The sequence below is a fragment of the Bartonella propinqua genome, assembly GCF_047263965.1.
Taxonomy (GTDB): Bacteria; Pseudomonadota; Alphaproteobacteria; order Rhizobiales; family Rhizobiaceae; genus Bartonella.
Map to the genome: position 1 here is coordinate 217,216 of NZ_JBLEBK010000002.1, position 20,803 is coordinate 238,018.

Below are 20,803 nucleotides of genomic sequence, written 5' to 3' on the forward strand. Positions count from 1 at the left end.
CCCATAAATATAGACGGGATGGTTTAAGACAACCCACAACTGTCAAAACTTTCAGGGGAAATAGTCGAACATATTGCTTAAAAAAAACAGCACCACTTAAATCACCATCATTCATCATAACACTCTTAATTCACCTTTATATGCGCACAAACTATATGCAAGGTTTGATGAAGATATCCACGACCAATCTCTTGCCTCATAACACAAGCCCATATTTGGACTTTTGCGCTCAATGATGAAAAGACTCAAACAACGAACGCACGCAACGATCAAAGCGCACGAAAAAAATGATTAAATTATATTATTTGCGATTCAACATTTCTGATAAATTGGATAAAAAACATTCACCCTCCCTCACCATAACTTTTTCAGCCTCACCATAACTTCTTCAAAGAGAATCGCTCTTTGAAGCGACATCATGATGCGCGATAACATCGATCATCTCTGTCACGATAGTATCAAGAGTTTCTCGATCATCGCCTTCTGCCATCACGCGGATCATTGGCTCGGTTCCAGAGGGGCGTATCACCAATCGTGATTCTTTTCCCAAACGCTGGGTTGCCTGATCTATTGCAGTTTTGACCGCATTTTTTGTCAGCACATTTTTGTTTTTAACTGTAACATTTTGCAAAATTTGTGGCACCGGCTCAAATCGCTTACACAACTGGCTCATAGAGTTTTGACTCTCCTGCATACAAGATAAAATCTGCAAGGCAGCCACCAATCCATCACCTGTTGTTCCAAAATCACTCAGCACAATATGCCCAGAAACCTCACCTCCGACATTATATCCCTTCTGACGCATCGCATCGACAACATAGCGATCCCCAACCTTTGTCCGAATAAGCTCCAACCCTTTGGAGTGTAAGAAACGCTCAAGCCCAAGATTGGACATAATTGTTGTCACCACACCGTTGCGCTGCAACCGTCCTGTTTTATGCCAATGTTCCGCAATGACCGCAATCAGCTGATCCCCATCAATGGTTTGCGCCTTTTCATCGACAATTAAAACACGATCTCCATCTCCATCAAGGGCAATTCCCACATCAGCACGCACTTCATGAACTTTTTGTTTCAGGGAAGCCAAATCGGTTGAGCCACATTTTTGATTAATGTTGAAACCATCTGGAGTATTATTGATAGCAAAAACTTCAGCTCCCAATTCCCATAAAGCACGCGGTGCCGCTTTATAAGCAGCACCATTGGCGCAATCTACAACAATGCGCAAACTATCCAAACGAACATCGCGCGGCAAAGTTCGCTTGGCATATTCGATATAACGATAAATATCACCCTCAACCCGTTTTGCGTAACCAATTTCCGCACAATTTGCTAAAGATTTTGAAAGATCGGTATCGATTAATTGTTCAATTTTTTTTTCTACCTCATCTGAAAGCTTAAAGCCATCGGGACCAAACAGTTTAATTCCATTATCATAGAAGGGATTATGAGAAGCAGAAATCATCACCCCAATATCAGCACGCAGCGAACGACAAAGCATAGCAACAGCAGGTGTTGGCACAGGTCCCAACAAAAAAGCTTCCATTCCAGCAGCAGTAAATCCTGAAACCAAAGCATTTTCCAACATATAACCCGATAAACGAGTATCTTTTCCAATCACCACACGGCACGACTGATGTTGCGACCGAAACAAAACCCCAACAGCCATTCCCACTTTCATAGCAAAATCTGGTGTCATAGGAAAAGAATTGGCTTTTCCTCGAATTCCATCTGTACCAAAATATTTTTGTGCCATTCTTACTTTTCCTTTATACGCACCCTTTTCTCTCGCGGTTGTGACATCGCTTCTCTCGCAGTTGCGACATAGAAAATTTTGGTACAGCAAGATCTCCTCAAAGCCGTAAGATCATTTTGCAGCGCTTTATTTTTTCAAGATAATCAAGACACCCACCATAAATCTTGTCCCAAACAAATCTTACCCAAAACAAATTGCGCATTTTTTTTAAAACATCACGCATTCCCCCCCTTAAAAAAACGCTCGTTCTCTCCAAAAATCCAAAGGCCGTGGACTTAAACAACCCCACGAAACCGTATTTCCCCTGCTTTCCTGATGCACTCCACGCTTAAAATCCCACTATCAAACAACCTTAAAAGCCCATATTATTTTACAATTACACATATTTTTTTGTAAAAAGACAACTTTGTAAAAAGACAACCCATTTATTGTTAAAAATTTTCATTTTTTAAAAAGCTGTTTTTTAAAGATTTGTTTGTAGGATCATTCACCACTTATTCCATATAATTTTTTGCATATTACTGTTTTTTGCTTTTCGCATATTATTTTTTTGCATATTATTTTTGAGGTGCAAAGTAAACTTTGCACCTCTTTTTTTGCAATCCCACACATTTGCTGCGTGGAGAAATTTTCAAAAAACACAGCCTCTTCAAGCATCGTTAGAAGGTGTTTGTTTTCCTTTACTTTCAACAGCTTCTACATTTTTCTCTGTGCTTGCATCTTTCTTTGTATTTGCACCGTGTTCAGAAGATTTTACTGCTTTGGCTGTCGTTTTTGTGCTTCGTGTTTTTTTCTCAGATTTTTGAGACTGAGCGCTTTTTAATTGCGCCTTTGTATCATGTTTTGCATTCGTTGATTTTTCTGTTTCATGTTCAACTTTGCGCTGTGCTTTTTCTTCTCCTTTTTCACGATCATCTGTTTCATCTGGCATAACTTTCCCAAGTTCAGTTTTGCTTGTTCCAGTTTTTGGCACAGACGAAATGCGCACAGAAGCACTTTCATCCTTTTGTGTGCGTGAAGGAGGCTTTCCTGCAATGACTTCGTTAATTTCCGCTCCCGTTAAGGTTTCATATTCTAACAAACCTTGCGCAAGAGCGAACCATTCTTGTTTTTTTGTTTTCAAAATTTTCGTAGCGCTTGTATAAGCATCATCGATCAGTTTACGCACTTCAGCATCGATCATGCGTGCGGTTTCCTCAGAGATATTTTGTGTCCGTGCAACAGAATGCCCTAAAAAAACTTCATCTTGATTATCACCATAGGCAACATTCCCAAGCAGATCAGAAAACCCCCATCTCGTAATCATTGCTCGCGCCAACTTTGTCGCTTGTTCGATATCCGAGGAAGCTCCAGAAGTGATATTTTCCTTCCCAAACTTCAATTCTTCAGCCACTCTTCCTCCCATCATAATAGCCAAACGCGAAATCATCCACCGATAGCTCATGGAATAGCGATCCCCCTCGGGCAATTGCATGACCATTCCCAACGCTCTTCCTCTTGGTACGATTGTTGCTTTGTGAACAGGATCCGCCACAGGCACATTCAAAGCAACAATAGCGTGTCCCGCTTCGTGATAGGCAGTTAATTCTTTTTCTTCTTGTGTCATGGCAGTTGATCGACGTTCAGCGCCCATCATCACCTTGTCTTTGGCATCTTCAAACTCTTGCATCGTCACGACTCTTTTATTGCGACTAGCAGCCATGAGAGCAGCTTCATTGACAAGATTCATCAGATCGGCACCAGAAAACCCTGGGGTTCCCCTTGCCAGCACTTTCAAATCAACATTAGGAGCTAAAGGTACATTGCGCACATGAACTTTCAAAATTTGTTCCCGCCCAGCAACATCAGGATTTGGCACAACAACCTGTCGGTCAAAACGTCCAGGTCTTAAAAGAGCAGGGTCGAGCACATCGGGACGGTTTGTTGCAGCAATGAGAATGATGCTTTCATTGGGCTCAAACCCATCCATTTCAACAAGCAACTGGTTTAATGTCTGCTCACGCTCATCGTTTCCGCCTCCCAATCCTGCACCCCGATGGCGCCCAACAGCATCAATTTCATCGATAAAGATAATACAAGGTGCATTTTTTTTAGCCTGTTCGAACATATCACGCACACGGCTTGCACCAACACCAACAAACATTTCAACAAAATCTGATCCTGAAATTGTAAAGAACGGCACATTAGCTTCACCTGCCACGGAGCGCGCCAACAAGGTTTTACCCGTTCCAGGGGGACCAACGAGCAAAACACCCCGTGGGATACGCCCCCCTAGGCGTTGAAATTTTTGTGGTTCCCGTAAAAACTCGACAATTTCCTGTAAATCTTGTTTTGCTTCTTCAACACCCGCGACATCTTGAAAAGTGACACGTCCTTGCGCTTCATTGAGCAATTTTGCTTTTGACTTTCCAAACCCCATAGCACCGCGCGATCCACTTTGCATTTGCCGCATAAAGAAGATCCACACCCCAACGATAATAATCACAGGCAACAGTGAAAATAACAAATTAAGGAAGATACTATTGCTTGAGCTTTCAGGAATAGCCTTAACATTCACATTTTTGCTTTCCAATTTTTGTATCAAATTTGGATCTCGTGGTGCATAAGTTGAAATAACTTTATACTCAACAGTTTGTCCTGTTAACTTTTGACCTTGAATGGTCACAGCTTTCAGTTCATTATTCTCAACTTTCTGCAAGAATTCGGAATAGGACATCTCTCCACTTCCAGAACGCTGACCCTCTCCATTAAAGAGAGAAAATGACACAATCAAAATTAAAGCAATGACTCCCCAAATGAGGAGAGAGCGGTAATTGGAGTTCATATTAGATCCACTTAATAAAAATACAGGTTCTTAAAACAGTTGTCTTTAACATATAACCTCGTCTGCCCCTTGCCAAGGTATGAGGAGGTGTTTATCATCTTTTTTTAGAATGATTCTTCTTATATCCTTATCTCAACATTAAAAAAAGGTTCAATAGTGTGTACAAGAGCAGCATCTTCGCATGACAAGAGCCAATCAAAGGGAGCGAGGATTCGTTTTATGAGAACATTTTGTTGAAAAAGAGCTTTTTGTTCAAACGCGCCTTGATAAGTGAGCTCAGGAATATTGATCTCTTTATCCTTTAAAATCATTGGAAGCGATTGCAGAGATGGGAAATGTGGGTGTTTGCGACCACATATGCTGTTTTGGTACAAAAATTCCATTTGGGATTCCATTTGACACAAAGATTTCAGGTGCTCCAAATCAGCTGGTTTCACCGTTATAGAACTGGATGTATGATTGGCAATCTGATAGCGCCCATCCCATAAAATAGTTTTTTTGGGTGCAACAATTGCCTCTTTAATATTTCGAGATTCACGCCAAAAGGCGATCCCGCTGATGCTGCATTCAATAACAGATCCAGCCAAAGTGAAACGCTGTTTTTTGGGAGAAGAGAGACATAATTTCTGCTCGAGAGTGGTCAATTTTTTATAGGGCAGCAAATAAGAGCTTCCTCCCATCAACACTGCAAAAAGCCCAACAACGAACGGAAAATTTGGATGTTGATGTAAAAATGGCACAGGCTTTTCAATAAAACAACGTCCATGTTCTACAGCAATATCTAAAGCCAAAATCAAATCAGCAATATTTTGCGCCTGTCTACGACGTTTAAGCGCGGCTTCATTAACTTTTTTAGCAATATTGGCAATTTTTTTTTGTGGAAGGGATTGGCGCACACGCGCGCGTTCAAAATTGAGATCCTCATTTGTTGGATCATCAATCCATGTTTTTCCCTGCAAACGCAAATAAGCACGCAATGTTTTACGCTTTACGCCAAGAAGAGGACGGATCAAACGCACTTTTCGACGCAACAACGCTTCACGCGGAATACAAGATAATCCACGCTCACGCACCAATACACAGTTTTTTCCTGTCATTTCTGCAATATTTGCTGTCATTTTTGCAGCACAATCTTCCCCTTGAATATCTTCAAAGATTGCTTGCTGCAAAGCATCGACATTTTTTGAAATCCGTTGGCTACGCATCTGATAAGTTTCAACTTGATCGTTGAGCGTATGCCCTGTCATAATAAGCGTTGCGCCTTGTTTTTGCGCTTCCTGAAATAGGAGATTATAACGTGCCACACGCGCTTTTTCAGCGATATGGGTTTTTGGCTTTTTGCCATCCCAGCGTAGAGTCACATGTCTAATATGATGCGCACGACAAATTCTTGCGACATCCTCCACTTCACGCGCAGACTCTTTACGCAATTGATGATCAACACTCACGACAATCATCTCAGGAGGAAGAGACAAGGTTGTTAAATGATCTTTAACTAAAAACAATAAAGCTAACGAATCACTCCCCCCCGAAACTGCAACAATTAACTTTTGACACTGGATAAAATCTGATGTTTTAAAGAGATTTTTTGCTAATCTAACGAACACCGTGCACGACTCCGCTCCTCTTGAAGACGTTTACAAAAAATACAATCTAACGTTTTATAGTGGTTTGATATGTTGTCAAATAAAGCACAAGCTTCTTTATTTTGACCAAGAGCAGCCATACTCACTGCTAATTTTAGCAAAATCTCAGAACCATAGAGTTTCTTCTTATCTGTGTACCATACAGTGAGATAAGTTTGTGCCGCTTCATAATAGCGTTTTTGTCCCAATAAGGATTCTGCCAGCCAAAATAAAGCATCACCAGCCAAAGGATCTTTACGATAACGGTCTTGAAAAACACAAAAAGCCTTTTCGGCTTCAACATAATTGGCAGAAAGAATAAAATCGTAGCCCTTTTTATACAACACTTGGGGAGAGAGAAGAGACAACTCTTTATCCAAGGAAGGATTATCAGAAAAACAAGAATAAAAAGCAGAACCGTCTTTATCAAAAAGCTTATGAAATTGTTTTTGGGTATCTTCCAGACTATTATGCTCAAGCACTGCTTCTATCATATTCAAGAGCTTATCTAAATCATTGTCTTGAAGCAAAGATGCCTTATTTTCTAAAGCCATTTCTTTAATTTTAATCACACTCAGATCGGAGGAACCTGCACTCTTATCAGAAGGCGCTGCATCTTGTGCAGAAGAATCTGCTCCCTCATCGGAAGAGGCTGCACCTTGCGCAGAAGAATCTGCTCCCCTATCAGAAGGGGCTGCATCTTGTGCAGAAGAATCTGCTCCCCTATCAGAAGGGGCTGCATCTTGTGCAGAAGAATCTGCTCCCTCATCGGAAGGCGCTGCATCTTGCGCAGAAGAATCTGCTCCCTTATCAGAAGGGGCTGCACCTTGCGCAGAAGAATCTGCTCCCTTATCAGAAGGGGCTGCATCTTGTGCAGAAGAATCTGCTCCCTCATCGGAAGAGGCTGCACCTTGCGCAGAAGAATCTGCTCCCCTATCAGAAGGGGCTGCATCTTGTGCAGAAGAATCTGCTCCCTCATCGGAAGGCGCTGCATCTTGTGCAGAAGAATCTGCCCCCTCATCGGAAGGCGCTGCATCTTGTGCAGAAGAATCTGCACCCTTATCGGAAGGCGCTGCATCTTGCGCAGAAGAATCTGCTCCCTTATCAGAAGGGGCTGCATCTTGCGCAGAAGAATCTGCCCCCTTATCAGAAGGGGCTGCATCTTGTGCAGAGGAATCTGTATCATAGGTAGAAAAATGCTTAGGGCTTCGCGATGCACTTTGAGCAGACAAAGCGAAACACGCAATAAGACTTGATGCTAAAAAGAAAACTTTCCAATTTTGTTTTTTCAATACATACATACCTTTCTTCCTCAACAGTTTAATTTAAAATAAATTTGAACCCTTAAATATTGTTTTTTCAACCACCGCGCACAACACTGATTTTCGTAACAGCGCGTCGATTTTGGTTCCAACAAGAAAGATCGTTACACACTGCCACAGGTCTTTCTTTTCCATAAGAAATTGTTTGCATCCGCTGCGCAGATACACCAAGAGAAATCAAATAATCACGCACAGCAACAGCACGACGCTGCCCAAGAGCCAAATTATATTCACGCGTACCACGCTCATCGGCATGACCTTCAATTGTAACGAAGAAGAAAGGATGACGAAGCAACCACTCAGCCTGCCGTCTCAAAACGCGTTGTGCATCAGGCTCGATAGAAGAGGAATCGAGACTAAAGAAAATGCGATCCCCAACATTCACAGTAAAATACTGTTTTGCCACTTCTGGCGTCTGCTGAAAACTTGCATCATTTAAAGAGGCGCTATTTATACCATGCGCAGCAGTATTGGTATGTTTTTTACCACAACCAACAAGTAACACCGCAAAAGACAAAACGACTATTAATGGATGAAAAAGAATATTCTTAATAAAATACATATATTGGTATCCTTGTTACAAGCGCTAAAATTGAAGGGAATAGATTACTTCACCACCCTTCAAGAGTGATATCCCGTTTCTCATGAAGATAGGCGCATCTTTTCATTTTATCAGCTGCTTTTTACCTTCTAAAGTTTTTTCTCTACAATCTTTTTAAGCACCAACATGGGGGGTATTAAGCTGTATAAACACTTTACACGCAACACACGGAATTTCTTTATGCGCTATCTGAGCGGCTTTTTTACGACTTTTCTTCTGTATCATCCTGACGATTTTTTTGCAGCGCATTGAGTTTTGCAAACACTTTATCTGCATCGAAATTTTTGTTGAGATGTTGTTCATCCTCATCTTCACTGAAAGCAACATTTTCTGTAACTGATGCTGGAAGCAAGGATCTATCTTCCTCAGAAGAGATGGGACGATTTTTTGCGCTGCGCTGAAGTTCAAAATCCAGATCAATTTGCGAGCACAAACCAAGCCCCACAGGATCCAAAGGCGTTAAATTAGCGCTATTCCAATGGGTTCTTTGACGAATTTGCTCAATTGTTGCTTTTGTTGTTCCAATCAAGCGTGCAATCTGTGCATCTTTTAACTCAGGATGATTGGTCACCAACCATAAGATACCATTGGGACGATCTTGTCGCCGAGAAAGAGGAATATAACGGGCACCTTTGCGTTTTTTTTCAGGGATATGAACCCTTGATTCTGAAATTTTCAAGCGCGCAGTTTCGTCAGCTTCCACACGTGCGATTTCACTACGCGTCAACTGCCCAGAGCTAATAGGATCCAAACCTTTAATACCATGCGCAGCTTCACCATCTGCAATTGCTTTAACTTCCAACACATGCAATTTACAAAAATCTGCAATTTGATCAAAAGAAAGTGCGGTATTATCAACCAGCCAAACCGCCGTAGCTTTAGGCATCAAAAGTTGTGTTGCCATTTCTATTATCCTCTTGTTTGCCTTTTTTAAGGCAGATTACCACCCACTTTGGGAACTGAAGAGCTTTTCTTTCCCCTTAGTATATCAGTCCCTGCTCCCCCATTTTTATAAGAGCGAAACACGGAATAAATCATTTTTGCCATGAAATCACACCTCGTTATAGCCTGATTTTTAATGAACGACAAGAGCACCTGTCTTGTGATGATCTTCAAGAGAGTATCTTTACCTTTAACGTGAATTTTCTTATAAAGGGTTCGTGCGATTTCTTCATCCCATATTGCGGCGCATTTGCGGCATATTTGTTCTCTGAACAGGGGTGCTGGATCTACCTTGAAACTGAGAAAAAATCTTTCAAGCAAATAAGGGAAACCCCAAACAGAAAGAGAAGCTATGGCAGGACATTCACAATTTAAAAATATTATGCACCGTAAAGGGCGTCAAGACGCAATGCGCTCGAAAATATTTTCTAAACTTGCACGTGAAATTACAGTTGCAGCCAAACAAGGCGCTCCCGATCCTGCCATGAATCCACGCTTAAGGCTTGCTGTTCAAAATGCTAAAGCACAATCGATGCCAAAGGACAATATTGAGCGTGCCATTAAGAAAGCTTCAGGCGCTGATGTCGAACATTATGATGAAGTGCGCTATGAAGGATATGGTCCAGGGGGCGTTGCAGTCATTGTCGAAGCTTTAACCGATAACCGAAACCGTACCGCTTCAAATGTGCGCGCTGCCTTTACCAAATCGGGTGGAGCACTGGGAGAAACAGGTTCCGTAAGCTTTATGTTTAATCGGATTGGTGAGATCATCTATAAGTGTGAAGCAGGCACAGCCGACCATATCATGGATGCGGCAATCGAAGCGGGTGCTGAAGATGTGCAGTCAGAAGAAACAGGACACCACATTATCTGCGCATTTGAAGATATTGGCGAAGTTTCTAAAATATTGGAAGCAAAATTGGGCGAAGCAGAATCGATCAAAACTGTTTGGAAAGCAACCACTCTTGCACCCGTAGATGAAGAAAAAGCTTTATCGATTTTACGGCTCATCGCAACATTGGAAGAAGATGATGATGTGCAAAATGTTTATGCCAATTTTGATGTCAGCGATGAAATTTTAGCAAAACTCTCTGCATAAATTTCTCCAGAAAGTCACTCTCTCCTTAGGGTGTCACCTCTTTTTGTATCATTATCGATGGGCATAATCTTTTCTCTATGCCCTTTCTTTTGTACACCTCTTATCACAAACTTGCATAACTATTATCAACCTTGTTTTTGCACATGACAATCCCCCCCCCCTCGCTTTAAACGGGGGATCAAATGCGTGGTGCAAAAATACCCTCATGCACTTTCCACAAAACGCTCAAACGTAAATCTCTTAAAAATCCTTCCCTAAACATCAACACAAGCAGCAGCACAATGAAAGCAACGGCATCTTTACGTCATTATCGACGGGCATAATCTTTTCTCTATACCCTTCTTTTATACACCTCTTATCACAAACTTGCATAACTATTATCAACCTTGTTTTTGCACACGACAATCCCCCCCCTCGCTTTAAACGGGGGATCAAATGCGTGGTGCGAAAATACTCTCATGCACTTTCCACAAAACGCTCAAACGTAAATCTCTTAAGAAATCCTTCCCTAAAAAATTTTCATCAACACAAACAGCAGCACAACGAAAGCAACGGCATCTTTACGTCATCATCGACGGGCATAATCTTTTCTCTATGCCCTTTCTACAGCAGCACAGAATTTCAGAGCGATCAATCGACTTGTATAAGTCGATTGTAAAAACGCCCACTTACCACTTTTAAACCAAACACACACGTTTCCATGAACCTCACAACCGTTAAATAGCTCTTCATTTTATGAAACGATTATTTATTTCAACAACGGCGACCACGCTGGATCAGAGGCATCATTGGGTGTAGGCAATTGGCGTTCATTACGTCCAGTAATGTCAATTGTGTAAATTTTAGGTCCCATACCAGGATCTTGGCGGAAAAACATTAAGACACGACCATTGGGCGCCCACGTTGGTCCTTCATTGTGGAACCCTGTGGTTAAAATCCGCTCTCCTAGCCCATCAGGACGCATAACTCCGATGGAAAATTGTCCCTCAGACTGTTTTGTAAAAGCAATATAATCTCCACGCGGAGACCAAATGGGCGTAGAGTAACTGCCATCATTTGAAGAAATACGCTGAATATTGCTGCCATCAGCATTCATCGTGTAGATTTGTGGTTTTCCATTGCGGTCTGATGAAAAGACGATTTGTGTCCCATCTGGCGAATAAGAAGCCGATGTATCAATGGCTGAAGTTGTTGTGAGCCGCGTCATAGTGCGCGTTCGCAAATCCATGGTATAAAGATTTGCACTGCCATTATTTTGTAATAAACTCATAATCACTTTTTGCCCATCAGGAGAAAAACGCGGGGCAATTGTCATATTATCAAAGGCTCCGATCAATTCTCTTTGCCCCACTTCAAGTTGTTGAAGATAAACATGGGGCGTTTGTTTGTGCCCATAAGCCATATAAGTAATTTCTTGTCGCTTCGGTGAAAACCGCGGTGTCAGCACCAATTCACGACCTTTAGAAATATAAATCAAATTTGCGCCGTCTTGATCCATAATCGCTAAACGTTTAATACGTGCATTTCTGGGGCCCGTTTCATCGATAAAAACAATCCGCGTATCAAAATAACCACTTTCCCCTGTCATTTGACTGTAGACTTCATCTGCAATCATATGCGCAACACGCCGCCAACGTTCTGTGGCTGTATAAAAGCGCCGTCCTTTCAATTGCTTATGTCCAAAGACATCCCATAAACGAAAATCGACTCTCAATCGCCCGTCAGTTTCTCTTATCACTTGTCCTGTCACCAAACCTTGCACATTGGTTTTTTTCCAACCGAAAAAATTTGGCTCAATATCAGGGTTGGGGATTTGTTCAAAAAAAGATGCCTTGTTAAGCGGAGAAAAAAGTCCCGATCGTTCAAGATCAGCAGTCACAACAGCAGCTATTTTCTCTCCTATTGAATCATTGGAAAAAAAATCCGTAATTGCAATTGGAATGGGATTAAAGTCAGCACTTGAAATGGTACCTTTCAGTTGCGCATGTGCAAATGAAAAACTCGAAAGCCACAAACCTGCGGTGACAATAAACCAAGAAAAAAATGTGTATCTCGTTATAGCCATGGGAATGTATCCTTTTATTGGAGAGAAAATATATTTGCGTCTCATCGACTTATCTCTTGGAAGGGATCAACATTAAAATCGAAACCTTGCTTCCACAAATCATATTGATCGCGTGGGAGGTCTGCGTAAGGTTGGCACGAAAAAACAGCCGCATACACCTGCCTTGTCATAATAGCTTTCTGGCTCTCATCACCACTGAGTGGATCAATAATCGGATCTCCTACAACCATTCCATCGTAATTGAGAGAAAACCGTAAACGCACAACTGGACGATTTCTAAAATCTCCACCAAGAGCAACAAGCTTCAGCTTTCTTTGAATACACGCACCAGTGATGCTTACTAATGTTTGTGCTATTTTTGTAGCATCTTTAGTATTTTTTTGTCCACCAAAAGCTTCTGGTTTGCTGGAGCGTTTTGCTCCACCTCCTTGCGTGCGAGCATGATTAAGCAGATGTTTTTCTTCCATTGCTAAAACATGCTCAATTGTCTGCTCAGCTGTTTGTTGATTTTGTTTTTTTGCAGTCTGCGCATTTTGGTTTGCAAAATGTTTATCAGGTTTTGGCTTAACCTGCGGGAGAGGCAATTTTTCTGACAGCATTTTTTGGGGAGCTTGTTGATGTTCTGGTGTTTGTTCTACAGGCTTTTTTTGTATCATCGGAGCTGAATTTTGTGGTAATATCACCTCTTCATTTTTAAGCGTTTTTGGAGATGCCTTTGGCACAACAGACTCTATCACCTCGGGAACAAACTCTGCAGGCTCATCGGGAGCAACAGCTTCTGCAACCTCAGGAGCAAACTCTGCAGGTTCATCGGGAACAACAGCTTCTGTAACCTCGGGAGCAAACTCTGCAGGTTCATCGGGAACAACAGCTTCTGTAACCTCGGGAGCAGACTCTGCAGGCTCATCGGAAACAACAGATTCTGTAACCTCGGGAGCAGACTCTGCAGGCTCATCGGGGACAACAGATTCTGTAACCTCGGGAGCAGACTCTGTAGGCTCATCGGGGACAACAGCTTCTGCAACCTCGGGAGCAGAATCTGCAGGCTCATCGGGGACAACAGCTTCTGCAACCTCGGGAGCAGAATCTGCAGGCTCATCGGAAACAACAGATTCTGTAACCTCGGAAACAGGCTCTGCAGGCTCATCAGGGACAACAGCTTCTGCAACCTCGGAAACAGACTCTGCAGGCTCATCGGGGACAACAGCTTCTGTAACCTCGGGAGAAACTAAAGGTTCCTCTGTTGCGCGCTCCTCTCCTGATGACAAAGGCGTTGTCTCAACATTGCGTGGTTTTTCTTTCGGCATGAAGGGTGCAATACTATCGACCTGTCCATCTCCGAAATGATGAGCCTCTTCTTTTTCTTGTGGTTTATTGGTTGGTTTTACTGCAGAGATTGCCTGTACGGGTGCATCTAATGTCCCTTGTTGAGAAGAAAATTCTTGATCCAGAGGGGCAAAAATGATCGGAATTGCTTCCAATTGTTGTTGCTGTAAAGAGACAGAATCTGTAAAGTGCATAGCTCCCAAACTGAGAAGGGTTGTATGCACTCCAAGAGATAAAATCAAACCTCGTTTCATGCCATAATGAGAGTTTTTATTCATCTCCGTGCCTTGTGTTTTACTTTCAATGACTTGTCTGCGCTAAACTGGCTAAAGCAACCTGTGAAAACCCTGCTTTTTGAATATCTGCGAGCAATTTTAACACTTGTTGATATTCAACAGTCTTAGCAGCGCGCACAAAAATACGTTGTTTTTTTTGCGCAGGATCCGTCATTAATTTAGCCTTGAGCTGTGCAACCAAAGCCTCTGAGGTATCGTAATAATCTTGACCGATTGCCAAACGCCCTTGTGCATCAAGAGAAACCGTAAGTGGAGAGTCTTTCATTTGCACAGGTCCAGCTTGACTATGAGGCAAATCAAGAGGAACACCATTGACCAAAAGTGGCGCAGAAACCATGAAAATAATGAGCAAGACCAGCATAACATCAACAAAAGGCGTTACATTGATTTCGCTCATGAGTCTGTTGCGCGAACGAGACCGCCTGCGTGTATTTTTACGAGAAGAAGAAGCAACAAAAACGCCCATAAACGGCTCCTTTTTATAATATGGCTTCTATAATGATGAATGGGACGTACGTGTCTCATCAATGCGCCGTGATACAATTGTCGAAAATTCGTCAGCAAAATTTTCTATTTGTGTGATAATCTGTGCACTTTCATTAATCAGTTTATTATAGGCAATTACCGCTGGAATTGCTGCAAACAAACCGATAGCAGTAGCCAAAAGTGCCTCTGCAATACCTGGTGCGACAACTGCCAACGACGTATTTTGAGATGCTGAAATAGAAAGGAATGACCCCATAATGCCAACAACTGTTCCAAACAGCCCCACAAAAGGACCTGCCGACCCAAGTGTGGCTAAAAAGCTTAATTTTGATTCTATTTTTGCACTTTCCCGCTCTAAAATAAGATACATTGCTTTATCAATCCTATTTTGTAGACTTATTGATGTGTGAATTCCTTTTGCAAGGGATTTTTTCCACTCTGCCATTGCTGCCATAAAAACCGCTGAGATACTATTGGAACGTTGATTTTTACACGCTACATAGAGTTCTTCTAGAGGCACACCTGACCAAAATGTCCGTTCAAATTGTTTTATTTCACGTCGTATTTTTCGATAGGTCAATATTTTATCAAAAATAATTGCCCAGCTCCATATAGAAGCCAAAAACAATCCCACCATAACAGCTTTTACAGCCCAACTGGCTTGCAAAAACAAGCTGAACACTCCAATTGCATCAGGGCTCGTTAATTCTGTACTCGGCATCATTTTGTCCCTCTCACTGAAAAATTTATCGATCAAAATTCAATAAAAAGTTTATTTTTAGAGCTTATTTTATAAATCTATAAACTTAAGAAAGCAAATTTCAGTTTTTTTTACGAACAAACCCACCCTATCCGTATTTTTTCACTCAGAGCATTTTTCAGCAAAAAATTAAGCAAGAAGTGTTGAAAAAAGCCCTTGAGGCAAACGCCGTGGTTTGCCTTCTTCATTTATGAGAGCAACCTCAACCTTCGCAGCAGCCAACATGATATTATCACGTAAAATAGATTGCCCCATAAAAAAGCGTGCCCCTTGGATGTGGTTTATCTGCGTTTTAACTGTTAAAAGATTATCAAGCTGTGCTGGTCGAGAAAAATTGATTTCGATATGGCGCACAACAAAAAACAGTTTTTCCCCCTGAGCACCTGACGCTAACAACTTGTTATTAAATCCCGTATCCCGCAAAAATTCTGAACGACCGCGTTCAAAAAATTCTAGATATCGTGCATGGTAAACCACGCCAGAAAAATCTGTATCGGCAACATAAACGCGTACTTGTAAATTATTGACATAGTCATAATCATAATCATTTTTGAAAGAAGTTGTCTCAGTCATCTTCTGCGTCCCATAAAGTTGCCTGTAATTGAGAATTATTTTTTATATGAGACATTTGAGCGTTTTTTTGTGTTGAAATCGTGGAATCTGGAGCACAAAGTCCTAAATGGGACCAAGCTTTTTCTGTGAGCACTCGTCCACGAGCAGTTCGTTGAATAAAGCCTTGTTGCAGCAGATAGGGTTCAGTAATATCTTCGATGGCATCACGTGCTTCTGATAAAGCAGCAGCGATGGTTTCAATGCCCACAGGACCGCCTAAAAAAGTTTCTGCAATAAGCAGCAAATAGCGACGATCCAATGGATCGAGACCCAAATGATCAACTTCAAGACGAGAAAGAGCTTCATCAGCCAATCTGCGATCAATTTTTTCCACCTTTTTGACCAAGGCAAAATCACACACGCGCCGTAAAAGCCGTCCTGCAATCCGTGGGGTACCGCGTGCACGACGTGCAATTTCATGGGCACCATCATCACTAATTTGTACTGAAAAAAGGCGAGCATTGCGTCGAACGATATATTCTAACTCTTCAATAGTATAGAAATTCAATCGAATAGGGATGCCAAAACGGTCGCGCAATGGTGTTGTCAAGAGCCCCAACCGTGTGGTTGCTGCAACCAAGGTAAATTTAGCTAAATCGATTTTCACTGAGCGTGCTGCAGGTCCCTCACCAATGATAAGGTCAAGCTGATAATCCTCCATGGCTGGATAAAGAATTTCTTCAATCGATGAATTTAAACGATGAATTTCATCAATAAACAAAACATCGCGTTCTTCCAGATTGGTTAAGAGAGCAGCTAAATCTCCTGATTTGGCAATAACGGGACCTGAGGTAGAGCGAAAATTAACCCCCAATTCTTTTGCCATAATCTGTGAAAGCGTTGTTTTTCCTAAACCAGGAGGACCAACAAACAAAACATGATCGAGCGCTTCTTTGCGCGTTTTTGCCGCTTCGATAAATATTTTTAAATTTGCACGCGCGGCTTCTTGACCAATAAAGTCATCAAGCACTTGTGGTCTTAAGGAGCGATCTGGGTCGCTTGGAAAGGAAGCGCCACTCAAAAGGCGCTGATCTTCATCTTTATTCATTGTGACCTTGTGCTAAGTGGGAGAGAAAGCAATTTGAGGCTCTGACGAATAAGCAATGCAGAAGAAATGGTTTGTCCTTCATCTTCAAGAGCTTTCTTTGCTGAAGCAAGAGCACTTGCTGCTTGATCGCGTTCAAAACCGAGCTTGACCAAAGCTGCCAGTGCATCATGGACAGGTTGATCGGCTGTTTCCAAATGGGGGCTTGGAGCAGAATAAAATGCGTTGTTAGAAAATGCGTTGTTGTTGGATGGCAATGTTTTACTTTTGAGTTCTCTGACAATTCTTTCACTGACTTTTTTCCCAATTCCTGGGACACGGCTTATCATGACAGTATCGTTTAATGCAATCGCTTGTGCCAGTTCATTTGGCGATAAAATGCCCAAAACTGCCAAAGCAACTTTTGCTCCCACTCCAGGGACATTTTGCAAAAAACAAAACCATTCCTGCTCATCTTTTGTGGCAAAGCCAAACAAGCGGATAGCCTCTTCACGCACGTGCGTTTCAATAAACAGGCTTAAACTTTCCCCCACAGCTGGTAAAGAAGGAAAAAGCCGATTTGACACAAAAACAATATAGCCCACACCCTGCACATTCAAAATAATATGATCATCAAAGACATGCTCAAGAATACCCTTTAACTTACCGATCATACCGTAACTCCTAAATGAGAAGGGAGCTTTACATTGTGGGTTGTCTGGCGGTGGGTTGTATGACAAAGAGCCAGTGCCAGCGCATCAGCTGCATCACTGCTATCGAATTCAGCCCGTGGAAGCAACACTTTCACCATCATGTGAATTTGTTCTTTATCGCCATGCCCAACGCCAATAACTGATTTTTTTACTGTGTTTGGAGCATATTCAAAAACAGGCAAATTTGCTTGCGCTGGCACAAGGAGTGCAACAGCACGCGCCTGACCAAGTTTTAAAGTTGCCGTAGCGTTTTTGTTGACAAAGACATGTTCTACAGCGGCTTCATGGGGCATAAATTGATGCAAAATTTCGGAAAGTCCTCTATAAAGCTGGCACAATCTGGAAGCAAGATCGCGCTGTGCATCAGAAGAGACGGTACCTGCTGCAACAAATTGTAAACGATTGCCAGAAAAGTCGATCACTCCCCATCCCGTTCGCCGTAATCCGGGATCAATGCCTATAATACGAATCGTTTCTGCCATAAGGGTTAATCTATGCTATTTTTCTGCTTTTGCCTAGACACTGAACTTAAAGTAAAGAAAACAAAAGCAAAGCGCAAAATATGAAAAAAAGCGTGAGAAAAATTTAGAAAAAAGCGCCTCATAGAGGAAGGATGGCATAAAAGCGGAAGACAGCAACAAGGCGGGAGGTAGCAGCAGGAAGGTAGCAGCAGGAAGGTAGCAGCAGGAAGGTAGCAGCAGGAAGGTAGCAGCAGGAAGGTAGAAAAAATGAAATTTTAAATTTTCTAAGAACGTTTAAAAGCAGTTTTAAGCATTTCGATTTGTTTATTCACGGGATTGTCATCTTCCAACATGTGGGAAGATGGTTGCTCTTTTCTATAGTTCATATACTGCATTCGCTCTTCCAGACGAAGTGAACGGGTAACAAAGTGACGAAAAGTTTCTGGCAATTCTTGCCAATATGTGCTTTCAAATTTAAGCGTTGGCGTATACCGTGATACTTTAACGATCTCCTTTTGTATTTGTTCTGGAGACATTTCTCCTTCACGTTCTGCGCGAAGAAGGAGAAGTTGAGAAGCGATTTGCATAAGCCGTGTACTCAAATAGGTTGCTTCTTTTGCATAAAGTGCAGCAACTTCTGCTGACACAGAGCGTGTCACTAATGTTCCTTCTGTGTCAATATAAACTGCTGTCTCTTCGATCAGCGTCATTGTCTCCTCGTAGAGACGGTTGAAAGCACTCTCAAAAGCATCGTGCTCAATCATGATAATGGGTTCATCATACGGACATTTATATGCGCTCACGCTTTTATACTCCAATATCAGCACAAAAATTATAAAACTCAACGAATAGAGAGTTAAAAAGTTTCTTTTGTGCTAGATAAAATGCCTTATTAAAATTGAGTACCTCTTTTAAAACACTGACGCAACGTGCTTTTTACGTTAGGGTTAATACGTCATAAGGTGTTTTTATAAACTCACTGGTTTTTTTACACAAGCCCGCTCAAAGAGTTGGCGTTTTTCACAATAAAAAGCGACCCAGAATTGTATCGCAATACCACTTATAATCAAGAGGCTATCTAACAAAAATGTTCCCGTCATTACTGTTTTTAAAACTTGCCCAAACATCGCAAAGACGGTTCCCGTTACAAAAACGGGTAAACTATGCTTGCCTAAGATTGCTAAGGGGTGCCGTGGTGAAACACAAAACCACTTATGCACACGCGGTAAGCAAAGAATAAGGGATGATAACGCAATAATATGGAGTAAACGAGGCAAACTTAAAAATGTTTTATTAAAGTTAACCAGTGGAGAAGACCACTGCAGCCACCCCAACACGCCCCACCAGCTTAAACGAACCCATAGCAGCGAAAACAGAAGATACGCAGCTGATAAAATAACCAACAAAGGCTGGCAAACGATTGTTTTTCCTGATTTAAGAGATAAAGTGCTCACCAGCCCTATAACAAAAAGGAATTGCCATGACAAAGGGTTTAAAAACCACTTCCCCTGTATTGGATAAGAAGGAGGAGCAATTTTATAAATTCCGCATATCAAATACAGCAGGAACGACCCCAAAAGCAGAAACCCTTTCTGCCTGCAACTCAAATAAAGCGCAAAAGGAGCAAAAATCATTAAAACAATATAAAGTGGAAGAATATTATTATATCCCAATTGGTGCCCAAGGCTCAGGGTGCTAAAAAATGCGACAATGGGCTGTGTTACAAATAACCCCACATTATTCATCCATAGCAGTTTTTCTACATGCCACAATAAAAAAGCACCTAAAAAAAGACTTAACGTTGCAAAGGTGGTAAAAAGATATGCCCCATACAGTTGAAAAGCCCTGTACCAAAGTTTGCGTACAATAAAAGAAAAAGGTTTTCCATGTAAACGTATACGAAAACTGAGCCCAAGAGAGACACCTGAAAGCAAAACAAATATTTCTGCTGAATCGGAAAAACCAAAATGCTTATGTGTTATATACTCATACAAAGTTCCAGGAATATGATTGATGAAAATTGTCAACAAAGCTAAAGAACGAAAAACATCAATGCGTGTATCACGGTTAGAAATGTGCATATCATGGTTAAAAGCACCGTGGTATCCCATAAATTGACCCCCATCAGTCATAATTTGGAATATATTTTAGCAAACAGTGCTTCATAAGACGAATTTTTTCTTACAGTCAAGGATTTTGTATGACACAACAAAACAATAAACCAATTGAGCCCTATCTTTTTCCTCAATTGATTTTGACATTAGATGTTCGACGTACTTTAGACCCTGCTTTTTTGCGTCAAATCATGCAAACAGCGTCTTTTGCCAGCGTTATCCTTTACGATTCCCACGGCGTTAAAGATGATAACGCTTTTTTACAAAAACAAGCGCAAATTTACGCCAAAGATATTCAATATAATGGCGCCGCACTTCTCATTTCTGGTGAGAGACGCATTGCTGAACGGATAAAAGCTGATGGTTTGCATCTAGAGAATGATCTTCACGCTCTTGCAAATCTCAACAATCAGGATAAGGAACAAAAAATTAAAGGTTTTGGAAATTTACGTAATCGCCATTGTGCAATGATTGCTGCTGAATCTGGCGCTGATTATCTGTTTTTTGGCAAATTAGGCGCTGATAAAAAACCCCACGCGCACCCCCGCAATATCCAATTAGCGCAATGGTGGGCAGAAATTATGGAGATCCCTGCTGTTCTCCAAGCAGGAAGTGATTTTGCCGCTTTTGAAGAGGTAATAAAAGTGGGATGTGAATTTATTGCCGTTGAAGAAATGCTTTTTGCACACGATAATTCTTTACGCGCGCTTGATATGATGAAAGAAAAATGTAAAAATTCTCCCTTGTTGATGGGAAGGGGATATCACCCATGATAAA

Annotated in this window: 18 protein-coding genes; 2 read left to right on the forward strand and 16 right to left on the reverse strand. The window is 41.6% G+C overall.

Annotated features, from left to right (window positions below; all coding sequences use genetic code 11):
- Positions 1 to 388 precede the first annotated feature (388 nt).
- The 6 genes from glmM to ACMFKV_RS02695 all read right to left on the reverse strand — a co-directional run bounded on the left by glmM (position 389) and on the right by ACMFKV_RS02695 (position 9,032).
- Positions 389 to 1,756: a phosphoglucosamine mutase gene (gene glmM / locus ACMFKV_RS02670; RefSeq protein ID WP_336287444.1), complete on the reverse strand. Its 1,368-nt coding sequence runs from the start codon at positions 1,754 to 1,756 to the stop codon at positions 389 to 391.
- Positions 1,757 to 2,405: 649 nt separating this feature from the next.
- Positions 2,406 to 4,580 (reverse strand): ATP-dependent zinc metalloprotease FtsH, encoded by a 2,175-nt coding sequence (ftsH, locus tag ACMFKV_RS02675; protein WP_413154434.1) that lies wholly within the window; start codon positions 4,578 to 4,580, stop codon positions 2,406 to 2,408.
- Between the two features lie 119 nt (positions 4,581 to 4,699).
- Entirely contained in the window at positions 4,700 to 6,187 is a 1,488-nt protein-coding gene (gene tilS / locus ACMFKV_RS02680; RefSeq protein ID WP_413154435.1) for a tRNA lysidine(34) synthetase TilS, read from the reverse strand.
- Positions 6,172 to 7,506 (reverse strand): tetratricopeptide repeat protein, encoded by a 1,335-nt coding sequence (locus ACMFKV_RS02685; RefSeq protein WP_413154436.1) that lies wholly within the window; start codon positions 7,504 to 7,506, stop codon positions 6,172 to 6,174. Before ACMFKV_RS02685 ends, tilS begins: the two co-directional genes overlap by 16 nt.
- Positions 7,507 to 7,564: 58 nt before the next feature.
- A complete protein-coding gene (gene pal, locus ACMFKV_RS02690) occupies positions 7,565 to 8,089 on the reverse strand; it encodes a peptidoglycan-associated lipoprotein Pal (RefSeq protein ID WP_413154437.1) in 525 nt (174 codons plus the stop codon).
- Between the two features lie 241 nt (positions 8,090 to 8,330).
- Positions 8,331 to 9,032 carry a DUF1013 domain-containing protein gene (locus ACMFKV_RS02695; protein ID WP_336287449.1) on the reverse strand — a complete coding sequence of 234 codons (702 nt, stop codon included), beginning with the start codon at positions 9,030 to 9,032 and terminating at the stop codon, positions 8,331 to 8,333.
- A 390-nt stretch (positions 9,033 to 9,422) separates the two neighbouring features.
- Between ACMFKV_RS02695 and ACMFKV_RS02700 the strand changes: the two genes are divergently transcribed.
- A complete protein-coding gene (locus ACMFKV_RS02700) occupies positions 9,423 to 10,169 on the forward strand; it encodes a YebC/PmpR family DNA-binding transcriptional regulator (RefSeq protein ID WP_336287450.1) in 747 nt (248 codons plus the stop codon).
- Positions 10,170 to 10,917: 748 nt separating this feature from the next.
- Here ACMFKV_RS02700 and tolB read toward each other — a convergent pair.
- The 10 genes from tolB to ACMFKV_RS02750 form a co-directional block, all read right to left on the reverse strand.
- The gene (gene tolB / locus ACMFKV_RS02705; protein ID WP_413154438.1) at positions 10,918 to 12,234 is read right to left on the reverse strand and encodes a Tol-Pal system beta propeller repeat protein TolB; all 1,317 of its coding nucleotides are present in this window, start codon (positions 12,232 to 12,234) and stop codon (positions 10,918 to 10,920) included.
- A 41-nt stretch (positions 12,235 to 12,275) separates the two neighbouring features.
- Positions 12,276 to 13,838, reverse strand: a complete 1,563-nt coding sequence (locus ACMFKV_RS02710; RefSeq protein ID WP_413154439.1) for a hypothetical protein — start codon at positions 13,836 to 13,838, stop codon at positions 12,276 to 12,278.
- 22 nt (positions 13,839 to 13,860) lie between these two features.
- Positions 13,861 to 14,322: a protein TolR gene (gene tolR / locus ACMFKV_RS02715; protein ID WP_336287453.1), complete on the reverse strand. Its 462-nt coding sequence runs from the start codon at positions 14,320 to 14,322 to the stop codon at positions 13,861 to 13,863.
- A 27-nt stretch (positions 14,323 to 14,349) separates the two neighbouring features.
- Positions 14,350 to 15,063, reverse strand: coding sequence for a protein TolQ (tolQ, locus tag ACMFKV_RS02720; protein ID WP_336287787.1), 714 nt, complete (start codon positions 15,061 to 15,063; stop codon positions 14,350 to 14,352).
- A gap of 168 nt (positions 15,064 to 15,231) precedes the next feature.
- Positions 15,232 to 15,675 (reverse strand): tol-pal system-associated acyl-CoA thioesterase, encoded by a 444-nt coding sequence (gene ybgC, locus ACMFKV_RS02725; RefSeq protein ID WP_336287454.1) that lies wholly within the window; start codon positions 15,673 to 15,675, stop codon positions 15,232 to 15,234.
- The gene (gene ruvB, locus ACMFKV_RS02730; RefSeq protein ID WP_413154440.1) at positions 15,668 to 16,762 is read right to left on the reverse strand and encodes a Holliday junction branch migration DNA helicase RuvB; all 1,095 of its coding nucleotides are present in this window, start codon (positions 16,760 to 16,762) and stop codon (positions 15,668 to 15,670) included. The genes ybgC and ruvB overlap by 8 nt, the downstream gene beginning before the upstream one ends.
- The gene (gene ruvA, locus ACMFKV_RS02735) at positions 16,759 to 17,412 is read right to left on the reverse strand and encodes a Holliday junction branch migration protein RuvA (RefSeq protein WP_336287456.1); all 654 of its coding nucleotides are present in this window, start codon (positions 17,410 to 17,412) and stop codon (positions 16,759 to 16,761) included. Before ruvA ends, ruvB begins: the two co-directional genes overlap by 4 nt.
- Positions 17,409 to 17,933 (reverse strand): crossover junction endodeoxyribonuclease RuvC, encoded by a 525-nt coding sequence (gene ruvC / locus ACMFKV_RS02740; RefSeq protein ID WP_413154441.1) that lies wholly within the window; start codon positions 17,931 to 17,933, stop codon positions 17,409 to 17,411. The genes ruvA and ruvC overlap by 4 nt, the downstream gene beginning before the upstream one ends.
- Positions 17,934 to 18,196: 263 nt before the next feature.
- On the reverse strand, positions 18,197 to 18,715 hold the full coding sequence (locus ACMFKV_RS02745; RefSeq protein ID WP_336287458.1) for a DUF1465 family protein: 519 nt from the start codon (positions 18,713 to 18,715) through the stop codon (positions 18,197 to 18,199).
- A gap of 165 nt (positions 18,716 to 18,880) precedes the next feature.
- Entirely contained in the window at positions 18,881 to 20,023 is a 1,143-nt protein-coding gene (locus ACMFKV_RS02750; protein WP_336287459.1) for an OpgC family protein, read from the reverse strand.
- 89 nt (positions 20,024 to 20,112) lie between these two features.
- On the opposite strand from ACMFKV_RS02750, the gene ACMFKV_RS02755 reads away from it, so the two are divergent.
- Positions 20,113 to 20,799 carry a thiamine phosphate synthase gene (locus ACMFKV_RS02755; protein WP_413154442.1) on the forward strand — a complete coding sequence of 229 codons (687 nt, stop codon included), beginning with the start codon at positions 20,113 to 20,115 and terminating at the stop codon, positions 20,797 to 20,799.
- The last annotated feature ends 4 nt before the right edge of the window (positions 20,800 to 20,803 follow it).

Coding starts and splice junctions, on each gene's coding strand:
- glmM (WP_336287444.1), bottom strand. CDS start 1,756: ATGGCACAAAAATATTTTGGTACAGATGGAATTCGAGGAAAAGCCAAT.
- ftsH (WP_413154434.1), bottom strand. CDS start 4,580: ATGAACTCCAATTACCGCTCTCTCCTCATTTGGGGAGTCATTGCTTTA.
- ACMFKV_RS02685 (WP_413154436.1), bottom strand. CDS start 7,506: ATGTATGTATTGAAAAAACAAAATTGGAAAGTTTTCTTTTTAGCATCA.
- pal (WP_413154437.1), bottom strand. CDS start 8,089: ATGTATTTTATTAAGAATATTCTTTTTCATCCATTAATAGTCGTTTTG.
- ACMFKV_RS02695 (WP_336287449.1), bottom strand. CDS start 9,032: ATGGCAACACAACTTTTGATGCCTAAAGCTACGGCGGTTTGGCTGGTT.
- ACMFKV_RS02700 (WP_336287450.1), top strand. CDS start 9,423: ATGGCAGGACATTCACAATTTAAAAATATTATGCACCGTAAAGGGCGT.
- tolB (WP_413154438.1), bottom strand. CDS start 12,234: ATGGCTATAACGAGATACACATTTTTTTCTTGGTTTATTGTCACCGCA.
- ACMFKV_RS02710 (WP_413154439.1), bottom strand. CDS start 13,838: ATGAATAAAAACTCTCATTATGGCATGAAACGAGGTTTGATTTTATCT.
- tolR (WP_336287453.1), bottom strand. CDS start 14,322: ATGGGCGTTTTTGTTGCTTCTTCTTCTCGTAAAAATACACGCAGGCGG.
- tolQ (WP_336287787.1), bottom strand. CDS start 15,063: ATGCCGAGTACAGAATTAACGAGCCCTGATGCAATTGGAGTGTTCAGC.
- ybgC (WP_336287454.1), bottom strand. CDS start 15,675: ATGACTGAGACAACTTCTTTCAAAAATGATTATGATTATGACTATGTC.
- ruvB (WP_413154440.1), bottom strand. CDS start 16,762: ATGAATAAAGATGAAGATCAGCGCCTTTTGAGTGGCGCTTCCTTTCCA.
- ruvA (WP_336287456.1), bottom strand. CDS start 17,412: ATGATCGGTAAGTTAAAGGGTATTCTTGAGCATGTCTTTGATGATCAT.
- ruvC (WP_413154441.1), bottom strand. CDS start 17,933: ATGGCAGAAACGATTCGTATTATAGGCATTGATCCCGGATTACGGCGA.
- ACMFKV_RS02750 (WP_336287459.1), bottom strand. CDS start 20,023: ATGGGATACCACGGTGCTTTTAACCATGATATGCACATTTCTAACCGT.
- ACMFKV_RS02755 (WP_413154442.1), top strand. CDS start 20,113: ATGACACAACAAAACAATAAACCAATTGAGCCCTATCTTTTTCCTCAA.